Annotated in this window: 14 protein-coding genes; 6 read left to right on the plus strand and 8 right to left on the minus strand. The window is 34.2% G+C overall.

Annotated features, from left to right (window positions below; translation table 11 throughout):
- Complete coding sequence (locus H1R17_RS07130; protein WP_163430385.1) at positions 1 to 1,203, plus strand: ABC transporter permease; 1,203 nt, start codon at positions 1 to 3, stop codon at positions 1,201 to 1,203.
- Between the two features lie 4 nt (positions 1,204 to 1,207).
- Here H1R17_RS07130 and H1R17_RS07135 read toward each other — a convergent pair whose 3' ends face one another.
- Positions 1,208 to 2,602 (minus strand): DHA2 family efflux MFS transporter permease subunit, encoded by a 1,395-nt coding sequence (locus tag H1R17_RS07135; protein WP_163430384.1) that lies wholly within the window; start codon positions 2,600 to 2,602, stop codon positions 1,208 to 1,210.
- Between the two features lie 46 nt (positions 2,603 to 2,648).
- On the minus strand, positions 2,649 to 4,292 hold the full coding sequence (locus H1R17_RS07140) for an acyl-CoA carboxylase subunit beta (RefSeq protein WP_163430383.1): 1,644 nt from the start codon (positions 4,290 to 4,292) through the stop codon (positions 2,649 to 2,651).
- A 167-nt stretch (positions 4,293 to 4,459) separates the two neighbouring features.
- On the opposite strand from H1R17_RS07140, the gene H1R17_RS07145 reads away from it, so the two are divergent.
- Together H1R17_RS07145 and H1R17_RS07150 are read left to right on the plus strand one after the other, a co-directional pair.
- Positions 4,460 to 5,104, plus strand: coding sequence for a DUF47 domain-containing protein (locus H1R17_RS07145; RefSeq protein WP_163430382.1), 645 nt, complete (start codon positions 4,460 to 4,462; stop codon positions 5,102 to 5,104).
- A gap of 17 nt (positions 5,105 to 5,121) precedes the next feature.
- On the plus strand, positions 5,122 to 6,231 hold the full coding sequence (locus H1R17_RS07150) for an inorganic phosphate transporter (protein WP_163430381.1): 1,110 nt from the start codon (positions 5,122 to 5,124) through the stop codon (positions 6,229 to 6,231).
- 48 nt (positions 6,232 to 6,279) lie between these two features.
- On the opposite strand, the gene H1R17_RS07155 is transcribed toward H1R17_RS07150, so the two are convergent.
- Complete coding sequence (locus H1R17_RS07155) at positions 6,280 to 7,380, minus strand: MBL fold metallo-hydrolase (protein WP_163430380.1); 1,101 nt, start codon at positions 7,378 to 7,380, stop codon at positions 6,280 to 6,282.
- Between the two features lie 113 nt (positions 7,381 to 7,493).
- Here H1R17_RS07155 and H1R17_RS07160 point away from each other — a divergent pair, with 113 nt between their 5' ends.
- Positions 7,494 to 8,012: a hypothetical protein gene (locus H1R17_RS07160; RefSeq protein ID WP_163430379.1), complete on the plus strand. Its 519-nt coding sequence runs from the start codon at positions 7,494 to 7,496 to the stop codon at positions 8,010 to 8,012.
- A gap of 35 nt (positions 8,013 to 8,047) precedes the next feature.
- Here the strand turns inward: H1R17_RS07160 and H1R17_RS07165 are convergent, their stop codons facing one another.
- The 5 genes from H1R17_RS07165 to folE all read right to left on the minus strand — a co-directional run bounded on the left by H1R17_RS07165 (position 8,048) and on the right by folE (position 12,389).
- On the minus strand, positions 8,048 to 8,911 hold the full coding sequence (locus H1R17_RS07165; protein ID WP_163430378.1) for an OmpA family protein: 864 nt from the start codon (positions 8,909 to 8,911) through the stop codon (positions 8,048 to 8,050).
- Between the two features lie 79 nt (positions 8,912 to 8,990).
- Positions 8,991 to 9,917: a prolipoprotein diacylglyceryl transferase gene (gene lgt, locus H1R17_RS07170; RefSeq protein ID WP_163430377.1), complete on the minus strand. Its 927-nt coding sequence runs from the start codon at positions 9,915 to 9,917 to the stop codon at positions 8,991 to 8,993.
- Positions 9,918 to 9,939: 22 nt separating this feature from the next.
- Positions 9,940 to 10,170, minus strand: coding sequence for a membrane protein insertion efficiency factor YidD (yidD, locus tag H1R17_RS07175; protein ID WP_163430376.1), 231 nt, complete (start codon positions 10,168 to 10,170; stop codon positions 9,940 to 9,942).
- Between the two features lie 52 nt (positions 10,171 to 10,222).
- Positions 10,223 to 11,704 carry a cysteine--tRNA ligase gene (cysS, locus tag H1R17_RS07180; RefSeq protein WP_163430375.1) on the minus strand — a complete coding sequence of 494 codons (1,482 nt, stop codon included), beginning with the start codon at positions 11,702 to 11,704 and terminating at the stop codon, positions 10,223 to 10,225.
- A gap of 13 nt (positions 11,705 to 11,717) precedes the next feature.
- Positions 11,718 to 12,389, minus strand: a complete 672-nt coding sequence (folE, locus tag H1R17_RS07185; RefSeq protein ID WP_163430374.1) for a GTP cyclohydrolase I FolE — start codon at positions 12,387 to 12,389, stop codon at positions 11,718 to 11,720.
- A 258-nt stretch (positions 12,390 to 12,647) separates the two neighbouring features.
- On the opposite strand from folE, the gene H1R17_RS07190 reads away from it, so the two are divergent.
- Positions 12,648 to 18,023, plus strand: coding sequence for a T9SS type B sorting domain-containing protein (locus tag H1R17_RS07190; RefSeq protein ID WP_163430373.1), 5,376 nt, complete (start codon positions 12,648 to 12,650; stop codon positions 18,021 to 18,023).
- Between the two features lie 178 nt (positions 18,024 to 18,201).
- On the plus strand, positions 18,202 to 23,616 hold the full coding sequence (locus tag H1R17_RS07195; RefSeq protein ID WP_163430372.1) for a T9SS type B sorting domain-containing protein: 5,415 nt from the start codon (positions 18,202 to 18,204) through the stop codon (positions 23,614 to 23,616).
- Positions 23,617 to 23,656: the final 40 nt, after the last annotated feature.

Consider the following 23,656-nt stretch of genomic DNA (forward strand, 5'->3'; position numbering starts at 1 on the left):
ATGAAAACTTTTTTTGATTTGATAAAAAGAGAATTTCATTTGTTTTGGAACAACAAAGTTTTAAAAATTCTCTTTTTTGGAGCGCCCTTATTATATGGAGTTTTAATAGGCTACATTTACAGCAAAGGTAAAGTAACTGATTTACCAATAATTGTAGTTGATGAAGACCGAAGCGCTATGAGTGCTAAGGCTATTGAAATGATGCAAGACAACGAAGTATTGTATATTGCTGCCTTACAGTTTGATCAGCAAAACATCAAAGATTTAATGATTGAGAAAGATGCTGCTTGTGTGGTAATGTTTCCGCGTGGGTTTGAAAAAGATGTTTTAACAAAGCAGTATCCTGAAATTACAACCATTGTAAATACATCTAATATTTTAACGGCCAATTACGCTTCGGGTGCTTTACAACTGGTTTTAGGTACTATGAAAGTAGGTACGCAGTTAGAAACTTTACGCAAACAAGGAACACCAGAAAGCTTACTTATGAGTCAGTACGAGCCTTTTAAAACAACTTTTATTAAGAAAAATAACAGAAGTACCAATTATATGTACTTTTTATGGCCAGGTGTATTGGCAACTGTATTACAGCAAGTATTGTTGTTAGGATTGGCGTTAAGTTTTGCATCAGAGTTTGAAATGGGGACTTTTAAAGATTTAGTAAAAAAATCAAAATCAACATTTACTTTAATGCTTGTGAAAATCATACCTTATTTACTAATGAGTATTGTGGTATGGCTAATGTATTGGGGCTTTACATGGTGGTTTGATATACCTTTTTATAAAAACCTAGGGGCTTTAACTATAGTAGCAGGTTTCTTTATTTTAGCAGTTTGTTTTATAGGTATTTTGGTAAGTATCATTATTCCAAATCAGTTAAAAGCCACCGAAATTTTAATGGTTGTTGCAACCCCAAGTTTTATGTTATCTGGTTTTACTTGGCCTTTAAGTCAAACTCCAGTGTGGGTTCAAGCTATAGCACAAGTAATACCATTAACACATTTTTTACCTGCTTTTAGAATTTTAATTATTGAAGAAGGTACGTTTGCGCAAACCTATCCATACATTCAAAACTTGTTAATCATCACCGTTATTGGAGCCGTTTTAAGTTTCATTGCTTTGCATTTTAAGAAACGAAAAGTATTAAAAACAATGGATAACGAAGATGTAGAAGAAGAAGAAATAATCAACATAGAAGCCTAATGCTTTATTGCGATAATTTTTCACCATCTCCAGGTTTTAATTTGGTAAAAGTTAAACTTGATAACGCTGTTAAAACAGCTAACGTTATTAAAGTATAATGAAAAGTGGTGACCAAATCTCCTTGGTAAAAATCCATATGATCTTTAAAGAAAGCTAATATTAATGCAGCAATTGATATTCCAAAACTAATGGAAAGTTGCTGCATTATGGTTAGTAAGCTGTTTCCGCCACTTGCTTGATCGTCTGTTAAATCGGCTAATGAAATGGTGTTCATGGCTGTCATTTGTATCGATGTAAAAGCGCCATAAGCAATCATTAAAAAGATATAATACATTAACGGCGTTTCCTTTTCCATAAAGCTGAAAATAAAAATAATCACCGCTAAAAATAAGGTGTTGCTTATTAATATTTTTCGATAACCAAAGTGCTTAACCAATTTAACAATCCAAGGTTTTACAGCAATAGTTGTGAGGGCTGATGGCAATAACATCATTCCAGCTTTTGAAGCTGAAAATCCAAAAGCTACTTGCATCATCAACGGTAACAAAAAAGGAAGTCCTGAAATACCAAAACGTGTAATTAAGCTACCCGTTAAACCAATGCGCAGCGTACGAATTTTAAATAAATTTAAATCGATGATGGGTTTTGCTGTTTTTTTGAAATGTTTGTAATACAAAACAAATAAAATTCCTGCTAGTAAAACCAAAGCCAAAACTACCGTGTAATGATTAATACCTACACTACTTAACTCCATTGCTAACGTAATGAACACTAAGGCTAAGCTAAAATAAATCAATCCTAAAAAATCGAATTTGCCAATGGTATTTTTGTAATTCGGCATAATTTTCCAAGCCATTGCAATTCCTAAAAAACCTACGGGTAGATTTACTAAAAAAATCCAATGCCACGAAAAATTGTCTGATAAAAAACCGCCCAAACTAGGGCCTACCACCAAACCTAATAAACCGGGAATGGTAATGTAATTCATTATTTTTAACAATTCGCTTCTAGGGTACTGATACAGAATTGCTAACCGAGCAATAGGTACCATCATTGATCCACCAATTGCTTGTAATATACGCGATAAGTTTAACGTTAATAAGTTAACAGATAAGGCACAGAAAACCGAACCTAATGTAAATAGAGCAACTGCCAAAATAAACATTTTCTTGGTTCCGTATTTATCAGACAACCAACCCGATAAAGGAATGAATAAGGCTAGTGTTAAGGTGTAACTTACAATAACCGATTGCATTTCTAAAGGCGAATAGCTCATATCGGATGCTATGCTTGGCAACGAGGTATTGAGTATGGTACCATCTAATGATTGCATAAACATAGCTACCGCTGTTACCAGGGGTAAGTATTTTTCGTAAACGGATGGGTTTTCTTTTATCATATGATTAAAAAAGTCTGCTTTGAACAGCAGACTTTAAAGTATAAAATTAAACTTGAATAACACCTAAGTTAAATGGTTTTTCAATGGGTGCGTGGTTAGCAGCTTCAATTCCCATAGAAATCCATGTTCTTGTTTCTAACGGATCGATAATAGCATCGGTCCATAAACGTGCTGCTGCGTAATATGGTGATGTTTGTGCATCATACTTAGCTTTGATTTTATCAAATAATTCCGCTTCTTTTTCAGGAGTTAATTCTTCGCCTTTTGCTTTTAATGACGATGCTTCAATTTGCAATAATACTTTTGCAGCTTGCGCACCACCCATTACAGCTAATTCGGCACTTGGCCAAGCAAGGAAAAATCTTGGGTCATACGCTTTACCACACATAGCATAGTTTCCTGCCCCGTAAGAATTCCCCATAATTACAGTAAATTTAGGCACAACAGAGTTACTTACTGCATTTACCATTTTAGCGCCATCTTTAATGATTCCGCCGTGTTCTGATTTACTTCCAACCATAAAACCGGTAACATCTTGTAAGAAAACCAATGGAATTTTCTTTTGATTACAGTTTGCAATAAAACGAGTAGCTTTATCAGCAGAATCAGAATAAATTACACCACCAAATTGCATTTCGCTTGGCTTGGTTTTAGCTCCGGTTGTTTTCACTACTTTACGTTGGTTGGCAACAATACCTACTGCCCAGCCATCAATGCGTGCGTAACCTGTAATGATAGTTTGTCCGTAACCTGCTTTGTATTCTTCAAACTCAGAATCATCAACCAAACGTTTAATGATTTCCATAGTATCGTATTGTTCCGCACGAGATTTTGGTAAAATACCGTAAATATCTTCTTGATTTAATGCAGGTTTTTTAGCTTCGATACGGCTGTAGCCAGCTTTATCAAAATCACCCATTTTATCAACAATATTTTTTATAGTATCTAAACAATCTTTATCGTCTTTTGCTTTGTAATCGGTAACACCCGAAATTTCGGTATGGGTTGTAGCGCCACCTAATGTTTCGTTATCAATAGATTCGCCAATAGCCGCTTTTACTAAGTAAGAACCTGCTAAAAAGATCGATCCTGTTTTATCAACAATCAATGCTTCGTCACTCATAATAGGTAAATAAGCACCACCAGCAACGCAAGAACCCATTACAGCCGCAATTTGGGTAATACCCATAGACGACATGATAGCGTTATTGCGGAAAATACGACCGAAATTTTCTTTATCAGGAAAAATTTCATCTTGCATTGGCAAATATACTCCAGCAGAATCAACTAAATAAATGATTGGCAAACGGTTTTCAATGGCAATTTCTTGGGCACGTAAGTTCTTTTTTCCTGTAATAGGAAACCAAGCGCCTGCTTTTACCGTAGCATCGTTAGCCACAACAATAACTTGTTTGCCTTTTACATAACCCATTTTTACAACTACACCACCTGATGGACATCCGCCGTGTTCAGCATACATACCTTCGCCAACAAAAGCACCAATTTCTATTGATTTTGAATCTTTATCAAATAAATAATCAATACGTTCACGCGCAGTCATTTTGCCTTGTTCGTGTAATTTAGCTATTCTTTTTTCGCCACCGCCTAATTTAACTTTTGCAAATTTCTGTCTTAATTCAGATAGAAGTAATTTATTATGATCTTCGTTTTTGTTGAAGTTTAAATCCATTTTGATAAAATTTCACTTGATTTTTTGAATGTTGCTAAAATACAAATATTCTGTTGAAAATTGAAAAATGATTTTTTTAAAAAAAGTTAATATTAATTTACATACTTAATGTTAAGTTAACATTAGAGTAATACTTTTGCTGTGCGAAAAAATTAATGCACACACACATGTCTTTAAATTCAATCTTTCAATTTTTAGTTCCAAAGGATAAAACATTTTACCCTTTGTTTGAACAAGCTGCTAATAAAATTAAATTATTATCAGAAACTCTTAACGAAGCAGTAAACTTACCTGCAAACGATAGAGAGAAGTTATTACGTGAAGTTGAGGTTTTAAAATCAGAAATTGAGGCTATTGCTCAAACTACTCGTGTAGAATTAGGAAGAAATTTTATTACTCCTTTTGACCGTGAAGATATTAACAACCTTATTACAGCTGTTGATGAAATTGCGGATAATTTAAGTGATGCTGCATCGCGTATGCGTTTGTATCAAATTGATAGAGTAACAAAGCCTTTGCGTAAATTAACCGAAGCTAACTTAGAAGCTTGTAGCCAAGTAGCTCAAAGTATGTACGATTTAAAGGATATGAAAAACTTAAAGAAAATTGCTGAAGGATGTAAAGTAATTTTACGTTTAGAACGCAAAGCTGATAAAGTTTTTGATAAAGCTGTTGCTGATATTTTTGAAAACGAAACCAACGTTATTGAAATTATTAAATACAAAGAAATTATGGGCGCATTAGAAACGGCTACAGATAGTTGTCGTCGTGTAGCTAATGTATTAGAAACCATTACTGTTAAATACGCATAATTTATTAAAGTATAATTATGGAGTTATTTGACTTATTAAACAACCTTGATGTAAACGGAGGCTGGCTTTTATTGATTATTATCTTATTAGCTTTAGGTTTTGATTACATTAACGGTTTTCACGATGCTGCAAACTCAATTGCAACCATTGTAACAACACGCGTTTTAACGCCTTTTCAGGCGGTTTTATGGGCTGCAGTTTTTAACTTTGCTGCTTATTTTATATCGCTTTATATTATTGGCGAATTTAAAATTGGTAATACCATAGCAAAATCGGTCAATGAAAACTTCATCACTCTTGAAGTTATTTTTGCTGGATTGGTTGCTGCTATTTTATGGAATTTAGCTACTTGGAAATTAGGAATTCCTTCATCATCATCACACACCTTAATTGGTGGATTTATGGGAGCTGCAATTGCACACGCAGGCGGTTTAAGTGTAAATGGTGAAGATGTAATTGTTTACGCAAAAGTAATTCCTATCTTTTTATTCATTTTTGGAGCACCGTTCTTAGGAATGATTTTAGCCTACTTCATAACAGTAGCTATTATGTGGATTTGTAGAAAAGCAAACCCTCATAAAGCCGAAAAATGGTTTAAAAAGTTGCAATTAGTATCATCGGCTTTGTTTAGTTTAGGACATGGTGGTAATGATGCGCAAAAAGTAATGGGTATTATTGGTGCAGCTGTAATTAGTTTTCACATGGGCTTACCAGAAGCATTAAATCCTTACAAAGAAATTGCTACTGCAGATCGTTTTGCTTATTTTGTGGATCATTGGGGATGGGTACCTTTAGTTTCTTTCATTTTTATTGGTTTAGGAACCATGAGTGGTGGTTGGAAAATTGTAAAAACAATGGGTTCTAAAATTACCAAAGTAACTCCGTTAGAAGGGGTTGCTGCAGAAACTGCTGGTGCGGTAGCATTATATGTAACAGAGCATATGGGTATTCCTGTTTCTACAACACATACCATTACAGGTTCTATTATTGGAGTAGGTATTACAAAACGTATTTCTGCAGTACGTTGGGGAGTTACCATTTCATTATTATGGGCTTGGATTTTAACCATACCTGTTTCTGCATTAGTTGCAATGGGGGTATATCATTTAGTACATTTATTTATATAATTGTTAAGTTTATAGAAAAAAAACGTCTGACATTGTCAGACGTTTTTTTTATTCTACATTTTCCCACCAAGCCTCAAATGTTTGATTGGTATTATTAAGGTATACAATTTCTCCTATTTTGGGCGAAATCATTTTGGTAGTTGGGTTTGTTTTGGCATAAGCAGCAACTTTCTCTAAAGGTTCTTTCCAAGGATGGTTGGCAAGCTTAAATTTAGAACTATGCACCGGAAAAAAGCGTTTGGCTTGTAAATCAGAACTTGCTTTTAGTACTTCTTCAGGCATCATGTGAATGTATTTCCATTTACGATCGTATTGTCCGTTTTCTAAAATAGCCAAATCAAAAGGACCGTATTTTGTGCCAATTTCTTTAAAATGGGTGTCATAACCACTATCGCCACCTAAATAAAGATTTAAGTTATTCGATTTTAAAACATACGATGCCCATAATGTAGTGTTTCGTTTAAAACTTCTACCTGAAAAATGGCGTGCAGGTGTAGCGGTAATGCTTAAAGAATCAATTAACGAAGCGCTTTCAAACCAATCAAGTTCGGTAATGTTTTCTTTTGGATAACCCCAATATTCCAAATGAGCGCCAACACCTAAAGGACAAACTATTTTTGAAACATTTGCTTGGATTTTTTTAAAGGTTGTGTAATCTAAATGGTCGTAATGATCGTGTGTTAAAACCAAGTAATCAATTTTTGGAAGAGAATCATACGTATAAACATCGGCACCTTTAAAAGCTACATTGGTGTTGTATAAAGGCGATGCATTTTTAGTAAGTACAGGGTCAATCAATAGCTTTTTACCATCAATTTGCATAAGGTAAGATGAGTGTCCAAACCAAATTAAATAATCTTCTGTAATTTCTAAATCATTCAAATTGGTTTTTACATAAGGAATGCTATCAGTAGGTTTGGTGTGTTCAACCTTAGAGAATAATAATTCTTTAATAGCACTAAAATACGATGCATCTTCAGCAAAAGCAGGTGTGTTTGAAAGGTTATGAAACTGCCCGTTTTTGTAATATTTCGATTTTTGTATTCGCTCTAAACGCTCGCCCGATGGTTGTTTACCAAATAAAGGATGTTGCAAAAAAATAAAGGTTACAATAAGGAATAAACCCAATACAATGAATATGGTTGTCATGATTTTTTTTCTTCTAATTTTCATGCAACGAATGTCGATTTTTTTTTTGGAAACAATTGTTAAATCTGTCCAAATATTTAAGACTTACATGTACCTTTAATAAAAAAAGGAAAATGAAAAAGGTATTTATTGTTGCGAGTGCTATGATTTTTGTGGCTTGTGTTAGAAAAAACGAAGAAAAGATGGAAGATAATAAGGATGTAAAAGAGCAAATTACACCCAAACAAAAACAAATTTCATCTGATGAAGCTGTGGCATTAGCAATGAAGAAGTTTGATGCTTATTTGCCAACTATTTTAACGGAAAACGGTGATATGGCTATTGATTTACAAGTTTCGCATACAGGTGATTTTACTGGCGATGGAGTAGAGGATGTGGCTGTTTATTTTAATTTGGTTCCTAAAGATGGCGGAAATGCAATTTTGAGTCAAGGACTAACTTTGTATAAAAATATAGGGAATGATGTAAAGGTAATTGCGGGCTATGAACCTGATTATTTGTTTGCTTTTGATACTATAAAAAACGGTAAAATTCATGTAACTATGTTAGAATATGCTGAAGATGATGGTCATTGTTGTCCATCAATTAAAACACCGCACATACTAACTATTAAAGGAAGTAAAGCGTATTAAAAAAGTCAAGTTGTAAAACTTGACTTTTTTAATTATTATTTCTCTGGAGCTTGATCAATCAGTTCCATAAATTCATCTAATTTAGGAGTAATGATGATTTGTGTTCTACGGTTTTTGGTTTTACCCGCTTCAGAATTGTTGTCTGCAATAGGGTTAAACTCACCACGTCCACCTGCTGTTAAACGTTTTGGGTTTACACCATATTTATTTTGTAACGCTTGTACAACAGATGATGCTCTTAAAGAACTTAAATCCCAGTTGTTACGAATGTTTTCACGCGTAATAGGCACATTGTCTGTGTTTCCTTCAATCAACACATCGTAATCTTTATAATCGTTGATGATTTTAGCAACTTTACTTAAAGTTTCACCTGCACGATCTGATATTTCATAACTACCTGATTTATATAACATATTATCAGCCAATGAAATATAAACCACACCTTTTAAAACTTGTACATCAACATCGCGTAATTCTTCTCTGCTTAAAGAACGAGTTAAATTGTTGGTTAAAACCACATTCAAAGAATCGCTTTTGTTCTTTGTGTTTACTAAATGTTGAATGTATTTGTTGCTAGAGTTAATTTCGTCAACCAATTTAGAAATATTCACATTACCTTGTGTGATGCTTTTATCTAAAGAACCTTGCACACTTTCAAGTGTTTTTTTCAAAGCTTCGTTTGAAGCTTTTTCTTGCGCCAACATATCTTCTAAACTTTTTGTTTTTGCTGTACAAGAGCTTAAGGCTACTTCAGATTCGTGAAATTTCTGACCTAAGCCTTTGTAGTCTTTTTCTAATTTAGAATAATTGGCTTGTAAATTAGCATATTCTTTTTTAGAAACACAGCTTCCTAAAGTCATGGTACCGACTAAAATTACTGGTAAAACAAATTTTCTCATAATCTAATTTTTTATGTGATGCTATAAAGATACAAATTTGAAATAAAAAAAACACCCGAATAATCGAGTGTTTTGATATTTATACTGTTGTATAAGGTCGTTTTTTTGCAGTAAACCAAAGATAAAATCCTACTATAATAAAAGGAATACTTAACCATTGACCTGTTGATAATAATCCTAATGATGATTCAAAACCACCCTGGCTTTCTTTTACGTATTCTACAACAAAACGTATCATCCATAAGAAAACCAAGAAAACGCCGAATATCTTTCCTAAATAATTACGAGCATCGGTTTTCCAATACATCAACATTAAAACGGCAAATAAAATTACGTATCCAAATGCTTCATATAATTGGGTTGGATGACGAAACGGAATGGCTTCTAAAATTGAGGCAAAACGTGGGTCGTTCTGAATTAAGCTGTATGCTTGATTTTTATCAGTTACTTGTGTAATTCCGAATAAATTGTTTGCTTGCCAAAATTCATCTTCGCGAATAAATTTAACGCCAAAAGGAAATGCTTTGTCTACAATATGACCGTAAATTTCAGAATTGAAAAAGTTACCAAATCGTACAAAAACACCACCAATGGTTACCGATAAAACCACACGGTCTAAAATCCATAAAAGAGGTTTTTTAATGATTTTTTTGCTGTAATAAAACATTACTAAAATAATAGCAATAGCAGCACCATGACTTGCTAAACCTGAAAAACCTGTGAATTCAAACTCTGGTGAAAATCTAAATGGTAATAAAATTTCTGATAGGTGATCTTTGTAATAATCCCAATCGTAAAAGAAAACGTGCCCTAAACGCGCACCCAAAAGTGTAGCAATAAAGGTGTAAAAGAAAAGTTTATCTAGTTCGTCTTGTGTTCTGTTTTCGCGTTCGTACACTTTTTTCATGATGTAATAGCCTAAACCAAAGGCTATAACAAACATTAAACTATAAAAGCGTAGGGTAAACCCGCCAATTGTAATTCCTTCTGATGGATTCCAAATCATGTTAAATTGTTTTTATTAGTATTTACGGAACAGGATCATAACCCGATTTTCCCCACGGATGACAACTTGCAATGCGTTTTATACCCAACCAACCACCTTTAAACAAGCCGTGTTTTTTTAATGCTTCTAAGGTATAGTGTGAACACGTTGGTGTAAACCTACACGAAGCAGGTGTAAAAGGCGATATACATAATTGGTAAAAACGTATAAGTACAACAAAAGGGAAAATGATGATTTTTTTGAGTTGTTCCATAGAATCAAAGATAAAAAAAGCTACTTGATTCAGTAGCTTTTTTTGTAAAATATTATAAGGTAAAAGTTGTGCCTTCTTTGCCGTCTTTTAAAACAATACCAACAGCAGCCAATTGATCACGAATTGCATCTGATTGAGCAAAATCTTTATTGGCACGTGCTTCATTGCGCATGTTGATTAAAAGGTTCACAACATCGTCTAATTTTGAATGATCTGCCGATGTAGTTTCATCTTTAAACAATCCTAAAACATCAAAAACAAAAGCGTTCATTAAATCTAATAAACTGTTTTTGTCAGCATCGCTAATGGTTTCTTTACCATCAACTACTAAATTGATTGTTTTAACTGCATCAAATAAATGCGCAATTAAAATAGGACTATTAAAATCATCGTTCATAGCATCGTAACATTTTTGTTTCCAGCTTTCTATTTGAAACGATGAAGTATTTGCCGATGTATTTAGGTTTTTAAGATTTTCTATAGCTTCCATTAATCTGGCAAAACCTTTTTCAGATGCTTGAATGGCATCATCAGAAAAATCTAAAATACTACGGTAATGTGCTTGCAATATGAAAAAACGAACAACAGCTGGATGATATGCTTTACTTAAAATGCTATTGTCGCCCGAAAATAATTCTTGTGGAAGAATGTTGTTTCCAGTAGATTTTGACATTTTTTTACCGTTTAAGGTTAACATATTAGCGTGCATCCAATAATTAACGGGCGTGTTGCCACATGAAGCTTCGTTTTGAGCAATTTCACATTCATGATGCGGGAATTTTAAATCCATTCCGCCACCGTGAATATCAAAATGATCACCTAAATATTTCGTGCTCATGGCAGTACATTCTAAATGCCAACCAGGAAAACCATCGCCCCAAGGAGAAGGCCAACGCATTACGTGTTCAGGTTCGGCTTTTTTCCACAAGGCAAAATCCAAAGGATTTCGTTTGTCTGATTGTCCATCTAAATCACGCGTATTGGCAATCATATCTTCAATGTTTCTGCCCGATAAAACGCCGTAATCGTATTTTTGATCGAATTTTTCAATATCAAAATAAACCGATCCGTTTACTTCGTATCCATAACCATTGTCAATGATTTTTTGAATCACCTGAATTTGTTCAATAATATGTCCTGTAGCAGTAGGTTCAATACTCGGCTCTAAATTATTGAATTGTTTTAGGGTATTGTGAAAGTTAACGGTGTATTTTTGCGCAACTTCCATTGGCTCAATTTGTTCTAAACGTGCTTTTTGCGCAATTTTGTCTTCGCCTGCATCTGCATCGTCAACAATATGACCAACATCGGTAATGTTACGCACATAACGAACTTGATATCCTAAATGTTTCAGATATCTAAAAACCAAATCAAAAGAAATAAACGTTCTACAATTACCTAAATGTACAAAATTATAAACAGTAGGGCCACACACATACATACCTACTTTACCTGAGTGAATAGGAGTGAAGGTTTCTTTTTGACCTGTAAGCGAATTGTAAATTTTTAGGTTGTTGTTAAGGTAAAACGTCATTTTTTATTGAAATTTAAAATTGAGTGTCTAATTTAATGTAATCTAGGAATTCTCTACGAGTGATTTCGTTTTTAAAAGCACCACCAAATTCTGCTGTAACAGTTGAGCTTTCAATATCGCGAATACCACGAGAATTTACACAAAGGTGTTTTGCGTCAATTACACAAGCAACATCTTCGGTTCCTAGTACACGTTTTAATTCTTCAACAATTTGAATAGTTAAACGTTCTTGAACCTGTGGACGTTTTGCGTAAAAATCTACAATACGGTTCATTTTTGATAAACCAACTACTTTTCCATTAGAAATATAAGCCACGTGTGCTCTACCTACAATAGGTAATAAGTGATGCTCACAAGTTGAGTAAACTACGATGTTTTTCTCAACCAACATTTCGTTGTACTTATATTTATTATCAAAGGTTGATGCTGAAGGTTTTTTTGCAGGGTTTAAACCACCAAAAATCTCTTTAACAAACATTTTAGCTACACGGTTTGGAGTACCTTTTAGACTATCGTCTGTTAAATCCATTCCTAAAGTAGTTAGTATGCTTTCAACATCTTTTTTTATCAATGCTATTTTTTCATCATCAGCCATATTAAAAGCATCAGCTCTTAAAGGTGTATGATCGTTAGTTGAAATGTGATCGTCTCCAATTTCATCGTGAAACGCGTCTGATTTACACATAATTTTTATATTTTTTTGACTACATTATAAGAGTGCAAATATAGTGAAATACAAAGAACAAAACAGTTATTCATATGAAAACAATTCGATTTATTTGTGATAAATAATAAGGAGCTAAGTGTTAAAATTTGATGCATTTGTTTTTTTTATGAAAAAAAAACTTAATGGTTTCTTAATTTTATGTAAATTTCGCTGTTTAAAAGGAAATGTGTTTTTATAACATATATCATAAAGTAATAAATTATAATTAACATACATATGAGAAATAAGTATTTAATAGTGCTTTTTTTATTATCTCTAATAGGGTATAGTCAGCAATATAGTTATTTAAAGGTTGATGATACTTATACACCTGATAAGTTGATAAAAGATGTTTTAGTAAGGTCTCAATGTGATTTGGTGTCGAATGTAAGATACCAAAACGGAGATGGTAGTCCTGCTGCTCAAGCAATAAATACATTGGGATATTTTCAGAAAAATGGATCTTTATTCGCCTATGAGGATGGTGTTGTTTTAAGTACAGATATATCTTCAGAAATCCCTGGACCGTTGAAAAATACTGGTTCAATAGGGGTTAATAGACATAGATGGGCAGGAGATAAAGATTTAAATGATGCTATTAATGATGCAGGGGGAGGTTCACAACCTACTTATAGGTCTACTCAATTAGAGTTTGATTTTATACCTGTTCAAAATACTGTTAGTTTTGAATACCTTTTTGCGTCTCATAGTTATCATACAAATTGTGGTGAGTGGTGTGAGAACGGAGCTATGTTTGCAGCTTGGTTAATTGATACCACTACAGGGATTGGTCAAAATTTGGCTAAAGTACCTGGAACTAATGATCCTATATCTATTAATACTGTTAGAGATGTTTCTAAATCAGGTGGAGCCTGTGCTAGTATTAATGCGCAATTTATGGGGGAGGTTTATAGAGCGCCAGGAACTGGAGTTCCTTTGTCTGCTCCATTTGCATATGTTGGAGGTACTGTTCCTATGCAATCTCTTGTTGCTAATGTAGTTGTAGGTCGTAAATACCGTATTAAACTAGCAGTTATGGATTTTTGTCCAAATGACAGTCATAGTAGTGCCGCTTTTTTCAAAGCAGGAAGTTTTGATATTGGTAATTTAGATTTAGGGAATCCTATCTTAATTGATGATGGAAAAGGTTTGTGTGTAGGAGATAGCCATACATTAAAATCAGGAATGGATCCAAATTTATTCACCTTTGAATGGTTCAAAGATGGAATAAAGATACCTGGGCAAACAGGAGCTAATTTGGTGGTTACAGAAACCGGAGACTATCATGTACGTGCACTTATACCTAATGTAGCAGGTTGTGTAATGGAATCAGCACCAGTTCGAATAGAGTTTTATAATTATGTTCGTATTAATGCGCCACAAAATTTACAGTTGTGTCCAACCAAAGGGTTAACCACACGTTTTGATTTAAAAGATGCAGTAGTTGGTACTACTACAAATCCTAATATATTATTCAAATTTTATACGAATAAGAAAGATGCGGAGGATGATAAGAATTCTATATCAGATTTATATGACTTAGCTAATAATGCTGCAGTTCCAGTAACACTATGGGTGCGTGCTTATGAGTTAAATAATCCATGTCCTTACATAGCATCATTTACATTAAGCTTTGTAAATTGTACTTTATATTTAAATCAGTTACCAAATTTAACATTATGTGAAGGTGATACTGTTCAAACATTTGATTTAACTGTCCAAACACCAGTAGTTTATAACAATGCGGCTGGTTATACAGTAACTTATCATATAAGTAAGGTAGACGCAGATGCTGGTCAAGGTGCTATACCAGTAGGTAATTTATCTACTTATAATGGAACACATGGAGAGCGCATATGGGTTCGTGTAACCAATGATACCAATGCACAAGCTTACGGAGTTACCTCTTTTTATTTATTTAGATATCGTTTGCCTCTAACACAAGCTACTATTTTACCTTTAACATCTTGTGAAATAAATAGTAGTGGATTAGCAACATTTGATTTAAATATGGCCTATAATTTAATACCACTTACTTCAGTTGGTGTTTCTTTAGAATACTATACAAATCAACAAGATGCAATATTAGGCAATACAGCCTTAATGTTACCAGCTAACTATACGGGACCTGCAGGTACTATTTATGTACGCGTTCGCAATTTAGATGGTGATTGTTTTAAAGTAGTTCCATTACAATTACAAATTGTAAACACCCCAACAGCAAATGCATTAGCGCCATTAACCTATTGTGATTTAAATAATGATGGTTTTGGAGAGTTTAATTTAGATGCAACGCGTGTGCTAATTGCGGGCAATCCAATGCCACAAAACGCAGTAGTTACATTCCATGAAACACAAGGAGAAGCAGATGCAAATGCAAATGCAATTGGTAATACTGGAGCTTATATTAATAAAGTAAAAGACCAACAAACCATTTATGTACGTGTAGGATTTACTAATTCTAGTTGTTATAATACAGTTCCTTTATTATTAAAAGTTAATAAAACCCCACCAATTAATCCAATTGGAAAAATTGTAGTTTGTGATGTTAATAATGATGCAGTAGAGGTTGTTAATTTAACTAGTAAAGAAGCAGAGTTGCTACAGGGGTTAAATGCTACCAATTATACAGTAACTTATCATATTAGTATAAGTGCAGCAATGTCAGGTACAGGTGCTATAGGTAACCCAACAAGTTTTTCAACAAGTGTGTCAAAAGTAATTTATGTACGTGTAGTAGATAAAACAACAGGTTGTTTTGCAGTAACACGTGTAGAATTAGAATTAGCAAGTATGCCAACAATAGCTAATCCTTTACCAACAGCTTATATGTGTGATACTGATGGAAATGGATTTGAGGTGTTTGATTTAGCAAGCATGAGAGCAAGTATTGTAGGGATTCAACAAGGATTAAGTGTAAGTTTTCATTACACCAATTCTGATGCACAATCAGGAGTTAGTCCATTACCAAATCAATACCAAAATGTATCACCAAATGTTCAAACCATTTATGTACGTGTGTTCAATGCCACAACAGGATGTTTTGTAGTAAGTACATTAAAATTAGAAGTAAAAGCCAATCCAGTAATCAATGTTCCAACTACACCTTATGTAATTTGTAGCGATTCAGGTTTTGGTAGAATCAATCTATATTTATATGGAAAAGATTTGGTAGATGCTACAGGTCATAACTATGGTTTTCAGTTTTTTGAAACCCAGTCAGATGCGGAGAATAATGTTGGTTTTATTGGTAACCCAGTAGCTTATGATAACTTAAAACCAGGTAATCCAACAGTATGGATACGAGTAGAGGATCCGGTTTCAAGATGTTTTTCAGTTTATCCAATTTCGTTCCAATTAGTAATTCCACCAAAGATACCAGCAACTTTACCAAAATTAGTAGAGTGTGATGTGTTAGGGAATACACAAGATCAATCAACATTATTTGATTTAACACAACAAGACGCTGCGTTATTGGCTGCTCAATCAGTTCAAGGAACCTATCAAATACGATATTTTACCACTAAGGCATTAGCAGATAGCAATACTAATTGGATTGTTACACCTAAACAATATCAAAATTCTAGTAATCCAGAAACAATTTGGGTTCGCATAGAAGATACTTCAAAACCAGGAGGATGTTCACGAGTAATGAGTTTTGAAATAGAAGTAGTAGCACCATTGGTATTACATCAACCGTTACCAATAGTAATGTGTGATACTGGTTTACCAAATGATGGACAAAGAGAAATAGATTTAACTATTAGAGAACGTGATATCCTAGGAGGTCAAATTTTTGGAGCAGTAGTTACCTACCACCTTACTAAGCAGGATGCAGAGAAAGGATGGAGCAAAATCCAAAATCCAAAACAATTTTACAACACAGTTAATCCGCAAACCATTTATGTATCAGTAGTAAATCAATACGGTTGTAGAAGTGTTATCACATTAACAGTTCGTGTATTGCCATTACCAGAGCCAAACATGACACCATTGCCATTAGAGATGTGTGAAAATGCATTTGGATCAGGATTTGCAACATTTGATTTAACAAAGGCAGAGCCAAATTTAAGTAATTTTGCACATTACGATTATAGTTACTTTGTAGATGCAGTTGGTGCACAAACCAATACAGGAGCTATTGCTACAAAAGATAATTATTTAAGTAATAGTTCAACCGTTTATGTACGTGTAGTAAACAGCTTTACAGATACAGACCAGCAATGTGTAGTAGTAGTTCCATTAGAGTTAATTGTTAACCCATGGCCAACTGTTGGTCCTATGACGCCATTAGCAGCTTGTATGGATACACCTGCCCCAACAACAACATTTAATTTACATGATAAAGATGCAGAAGCATTAGGTGCGCAACAAGCAGCAGCAGATTTTATAGTAACCTACCATGCAAGCCAATTAGATGCAGAAGGTGGTGTTAAACCATTACCTTATACCTATACAAATACAACAGTTACTCAACAAAGAATTTGGGTACGCGTAGAGAATAAGAAAACCAAATGTTTTAATGTTGGAGATTTCTTATTACAAATTGAACAAAATGTTTATGCATTTAGACCTGATGATGCAGAGTTTTGTGAAACAGATTATGTAAACGATGGTATTTCATTAGTAGATTTAACTACACTTGATGTTCAAGTTATAAGAACACAACCACAAACAGGATTGTTAGTACGTTATGAGCGATACAATGGAGATAAAATTCCAGATCCAGCAACTAGCGTACAAGTAAGAAATGGAGAAACATTAAGAGCCGTAGTTTATAATAATGATCCAACTATTGTGTGTACAGCTAATGTAGAATTTGTAGTTCACATAAAAGATGCACCAGAAGTAAAACCATTAGTAGACGGTATTATTTGTTATGAGAGCCGTGATGGGGATCAACTTATCAAAGGCCACACTTTAGATACAGGTATTCCATTAAATGTAGCTTATACTTTTGATTGGACTTATAATGGAGGTGCGGTAACACCAAATGTAGCCGATCTTGTTGATGGAGGACGTAAGTTATTTGCAAAAGCACCTGGTACTTATTCTGTAACTGTAACGGGTACCAACGGTTGTACAACAACACGTAGTGCAGTGGTACAGCAAGCAGCAAGTATTACTATAGACGAGGTTAAGTTAACCGATAGTTTTGGAGGTGCCAATGCTATAGAAGTATTAGCTTACGCAGGTGCAGGTATAGAGTTAGAGTATCGTTTAGATAACGGTCCGTGGCAAGATAATAACATCTTTTTAGATGTAACACCAGGTGAGCATATTGTTTATGTACGTACCAAAGTAGGTTTGTCATGTGAGGCAAGTAAAGTTATTACCACAATGGATTATCCAAAATTCTTTACCCCAAACAACGACGGACATAATGATACATGGAACATATGGGCATTAAAGAACCAACCAAAAGCTAAGATTTACATCTTTGATCGCTTTGGAAAACTAATCAAACAAATTAGTCCAGCAGGCGAAGGATGGGATGGAACCTTTAATGGCAAACCAATGCCATCAACCGATTACTGGTTCAAAGCAGAATACATAGATCCAAAAACAGGCTTACAAAAAGAAGTACAAGGTCACTTCTCATTAAAACGATAAAAGCCTAGAACTTTAAAACAAAAAACAGGAAGCAAACGCTTCCTGTTTTTTTATGTAAAAAAGTTTTAAAATTATCTTAAAAAAAAGTATATTGCGCAAAAAAGAAATAGGTTGGTTAAAGTTTTTACTTGTTTGTTTTTTGTTCTCAAATTTAAATAATGATTTTTTAGCTTTATATATGATGAAGAATACTTTTTTAAAGAGGATTAGTAATTTCTCTTTGTTATTTTTACTTGTCTGCTCAACAGGGTATAGTCAGCAGTACAGTTATGTTAAAGTAGATGATACATATACGCCAGAACGCCTTGTTAAGGAAGTATTGGTTAATTCATCATGCGATTTAGTATCTAATGTTAAATACCAAAATGGTGATGGTTCTCCTGCAACTAGAGACTTTTATACATTGGGGTATGTTCAAAAAAATACATCTTCATTTCCTTTTGATAGGGCTATACTTTTAGGAACAGGAGATCCTAAATTTACTCCAGGTCCAGCCAACGGCCCTATAGGACCAGGAAATGCTCATAGATGGACAGGAGATAAAGATTTAAATGACGCTATTAATGATGCAGGAGGTTGGCCAAATCAATCTGATATGCGCTCAACTACATTAGAGTTTGATTTTATACCTGTGCAGAGTACGGTGAATTTTGAATACTTATTTGCTAGTAATAGCTGGAGTAGTGGTTGTACATGGAGATGTGAGAATGGTGCTATGTTTGCAGCTTGGTTAATTGATACTACTACAGGTGTGGGGGAAAACTTAGCAAAGTTGCCAGGTACAAATACACCAATATCAATAAATACTGTAAGCGATTTAAATAAATCGCATTCTGTTAATGGAACCTTATGTAGAACAATTAATCCTGAATTTTTTGATAATTATTACGGAACAGCAGCAAATCAAGTACCTCCGTTATCAGCACCAATTAATTTTATAGGGCATACTGTACCTATGGTTTCTAGAATTGCTAATGTAGTTCCTGGCCGTAAATACCGTATTAAACTAGCAGTTATGGATTTTTGTCCAAATGCAGCGCATACATCAGCTGCTTATTTTAAAGCAGGAAGTTTTGATATTGGTAATTTAGATTTAGGGAATCCTATCTTAATTGATGATGGAAAAGGTTTGTGTGTAGGAGATAGCCATACATTAAAATCAGGAATGGATCCAAATTTATTCACCTTTGAATGGTTCAAAGATGGAATAAAGATACCTGGGCAAACAGGAGCTAATTTGGTGGTTACAGAAACCGGAGACTATCATGTACGTGCACTTATACCTAATGTAGCAGGTTGTGTAATGGAATCAGCACCAGTTCGAATAGAGTTTTATAATTATGTTCGTATTAATGCGCCACAAAATTTACAGTTGTGTCCAACCAAAGGGTTAACCACACGTTTTGATTTAAAAGATGCAGTAGTTGGTACTACTACAAATCCTAATATATTATTCAAATTTTATACGAATAAGAAAGATGCGGAGGATGATAAGAATTCTATATCAGATTTATATGACTTAGCTAATAATGCTGCAGTTCCAGTAACACTATGGGTGCGTGCTTATGAGTTAAATAATCCATGTCCTTACATAGCATCATTTACATTAAGCTTTGTAAATTGTACTTTATATTTAAATCAGTTACCAAATTTAACATTATGTGAAGGTGATACTGTTCAAACATTTGATTTAACTGTCCAAACACCAGTAGTTTATAACAATGCGGCTGGTTATACAGTAACTTATCATATAAGTAAGGTAGACGCAGATGCTGGTCAAGGTGCTATACCAGTAGGTAATTTATCTACTTATAATGGAACACATGGAGAGCGCATATGGGTTCGTGTAACCAATGATACCAATGCACAAGCTTACGGAGTTACCTCTTTTTATTTATTTAGATATCGTTTGCCTCTAACACAAGCTACTATTTTACCTTTAACATCTTGTGAAATAAATAGTAGTGGATTAGCAACATTTGATTTAAATATGGCCTATAATTTAATACCACTTACTTCAGTTGGTGTTTCTTTAGAATACTATACAAATCAACAAGATGCAATATTAGGCAATACAGCCTTAATGTTACCAGCTAACTATACGGGACCTGCAGGTACTATTTATGTACGCGTTCGCAATTTAGATGGTGATTGTTTTAAAGTAGTTCCATTACAATTACAAATTGTAAACACCCCAACAGCAAATGCATTAGCGCCATTAACCTATTGTGATTTAAATAATGATGGTTTTGGAGAGTTTAATTTAGATGCAACGCGTGTGCTAATTGCGGGCAATCCAATGCCACAAAACGCAGTAGTTACATTCCATGAAACACAAGGAGAAGCAGATGCAAATGCAAATGCAATTGGTAATACTGGAGCTTATATTAATAAAGTAAAAGACCAACAAACCATTTATGTACGTGTAGGATTTACTAATTCTAGTTGTTATAATACAGTTCCTTTATTATTAAAAGTTAATAAAACCCCACCAATTAATCCAATTGGAAAAATTGTAGTTTGTGATGTTAATAATGATGCAGTAGAGGTTGTTAATTTAACTAGTAAAGAAGCAGAGTTGCTACAGGGGTTAAATGCTACCAATTATACAGTAACTTATCATATTAGTATAAGTGCAGCAATGTCAGGTACAGGTGCTATAGGTAACCCAACAAGTTTTTCAACAAGTGTGTCAAAAGTAATTTATGTACGTGTAGTAGATAAAACAACAGGTTGTTTTGCAGTAACACGTGTAGAATTAGAATTAGCAAGTATGCCAACAATAGCTAATCCTTTACCAACAGCTTATATGTGTGATACTGATGGAAATGGATTTGAGGTGTTTGATTTAGCAAGCATGAGAGCAAGTATTGTAGGGATTCAACAAGGATTAAGTGTAAGTTTTCATTACACCAATTCTGATGCACAATCAGGAGTTAGTCCATTACCAAATCAATACCAAAATGTATCACCAAATGTTCAAACCATTTATGTACGTGTGTTCAATGCCACAACAGGATGTTTTGTAGTAAGTACATTAAAATTAGAAGTAAAAGCCAATCCAGTAATCAATGTTCCAACTACACCTTATGTAATTTGTAGCGATTCAGGTTTTGGTAGAATCAATCTATATTTATATGGAAAAGATTTGGTAGATGCTACAGGTCATAACTATGGTTTTCAGTTTTTTGAAACCCAGTCAGATGCGGAGAATAATGTTGGTTTTATTGGTAACCCAGTAGCTTATGATAACTTAAAACCAGGTAATCCAACAGTATGGATACGAGTAGAGGATCCGGTTTCAAGATGTTTTTCAGTTTATCCAATTTCGTTCCAATTAGTAATTCCACCAAAGATACCAGCAACTTTACCAAAATTAGTAGAGTGTGATGTGTTAGGGAATACACAAGATCAATCAACATTATTTGATTTAACACAACAAGACGCTGCGTTATTGGCTGCTCAATCAGTTCAAGGAACCTATCAAATACGATATTTTACCACTAAGGCATTAGCAGATAGCAATACTAATTGGATTGTTACACCTAAACAATATCAAAATTCTAGTAATCCAGAAACAATTTGGGTTCGCATAGAAGATACTTCAAAACCAGGAGGATGTTCACGAGTAATGAGTTTTGAAATAGAAGTAGTAGCACCATTGGTATTACATCAACCGTTACCAATAGTAATGTGTGATACTGGTTTACCAAATGATGGACAAAGAGAAATAGATTTAACTATTAGAGAACGTGATATCCTAGGAGGTCAAATTTTTGGAGCAGTAGTTACCTACCACCTTACTAAGCAGGATGCAGAGAAAGGATGGAGCAAAATCCAAAATCCAAAACAATTTTACAACACAGTTAATCCGCAAACCATTTATGTATCAGTAGTAAATCAATACGGTTGTAGAAGTGTTATCACATTAACAGTTCGTGTATTGCCATTACCAGAGCCAAACATGACACCATTGCCATTAGAGATGTGTGAAAATGCATTTGGATCAGGATTTGCAACATTTGATTTAACAAAGGCAGAGCCAAATTTAAGTAATTTTGCACATTACGATTATAGTTACTTTGTAGATGCAGTTGGTGCACAAACCAATACAGGAGCTATTGCTACAAAAGATAATTATTTAAGTAATAGTTCAACCGTTTATGTACGTGTAGTAAACAGCTTTACAGATACAGACCAGCAATGTGTAGTAGTAGTTCCATTAGAGTTAATTGTTAACCCATGGCCAACTGTTGGTCCTATGACGCCATTAGCAGCTTGTATGGATACACCTGCCCCAACAACAACATTTAATTTACATGATAAAGATGCAGAAGCATTAGGTGCGCAACAAGCAGCAGCAGATTTTATAGTAACCTACCATGCAAGCCAATTAGATGCAGAAGGTGGTGTTAAACCATTACCTTATACCTATACAAATACAACAGTTACTCAACAAAGAATTTGGGTACGCGTAGAGAATAAGAAAACCAAATGTTTTAATGTTGGAGATTTCTTATTACAAATTGAACAAAATGTTTATGCATTTAGACCTGATGATGCAGAGTTTTGTGAAACAGATTATGTAAACGATGGTATTTCATTAGTAGATTTAACTACACTTGATGTTCAAGTTATAAGAACACAACCACAAACAGGATTGTTAGTACGTTATGAGCGATACAATGGAGATAAAATTCCAGATCCAGCAACTAGCGTACAAGTAAGAAATGGAGAAACATTAAGAGCCGTAGTTTATAATAATGATCCAACTATTGTGTGTACAGCTAATGTAGAATTTGTAGTTCACATAAAAGATGCACCAGAAGTAAAACCATTAGTAGACGGTATTATTTGTTATGAGAGCCGTGATGGGGATCAACTTATCAAAGGCCACACTTTAGATACAGGTATTCCATTAAATGTAGCTTATACTTTTGATTGGACTTATAATGGAGGTGCGGTAACACCAAATGTAGCCGATCTTGTTGATGGAGGACGTAAGTTATTTGCAAAAGCACCTGGTACTTATTCTGTAACTGTAACGGGTACCAACGGTTGTACAACAACACGTAGTGCAGTGGTACAGCAAGCAGCAAGTATTACTATAGACGAGGTTAAGTTAACCGATAGTTTTGGAGGTGCCAATGCTATAGAAGTATTAGCTTACGCAGGTGCAGGTATAGAGTTAGAGTATCGTTTAGATAACGGTCCGTGGCAAGATAATAACATCTTTTTAGATGTAACACCAGGTGAGCATATTGTTTATGTACGTACCAAAGTAGGTTTGTCATGTGAGGCAAGTAAAGTTATTACCACAATGGATTATCCAAAATTCTTTACCCCAAACAACGACGGACATAATGATACATGGAACATATGGGCATTAAAGAACCAACCAAAAGCTAAGATTTACATCTTTGATCGCTTTGGAAAACTAATCAAACAAATTAGTCCAGCAGGCGAAGGATGGGATGGAACCTTTAATGGCAAACCAATGCCATCAACCGATTACTGGTTCAAAGCAGAATACATAGATCCAAAAACAGGCTTACAAAAAGAAGTACAAGGTCACTTCTCATTAAAACGATAAAAGCCTAGAACTTTAAAACAAAAAACAGGAAGCAAACGCT

The sequence above is a fragment of the Flavobacterium sp. xlx-214 genome (genome assembly GCF_013874595.1).
Lineage (GTDB): Bacteria > Bacteroidota > Bacteroidia > Flavobacteriales > Flavobacteriaceae > Flavobacterium.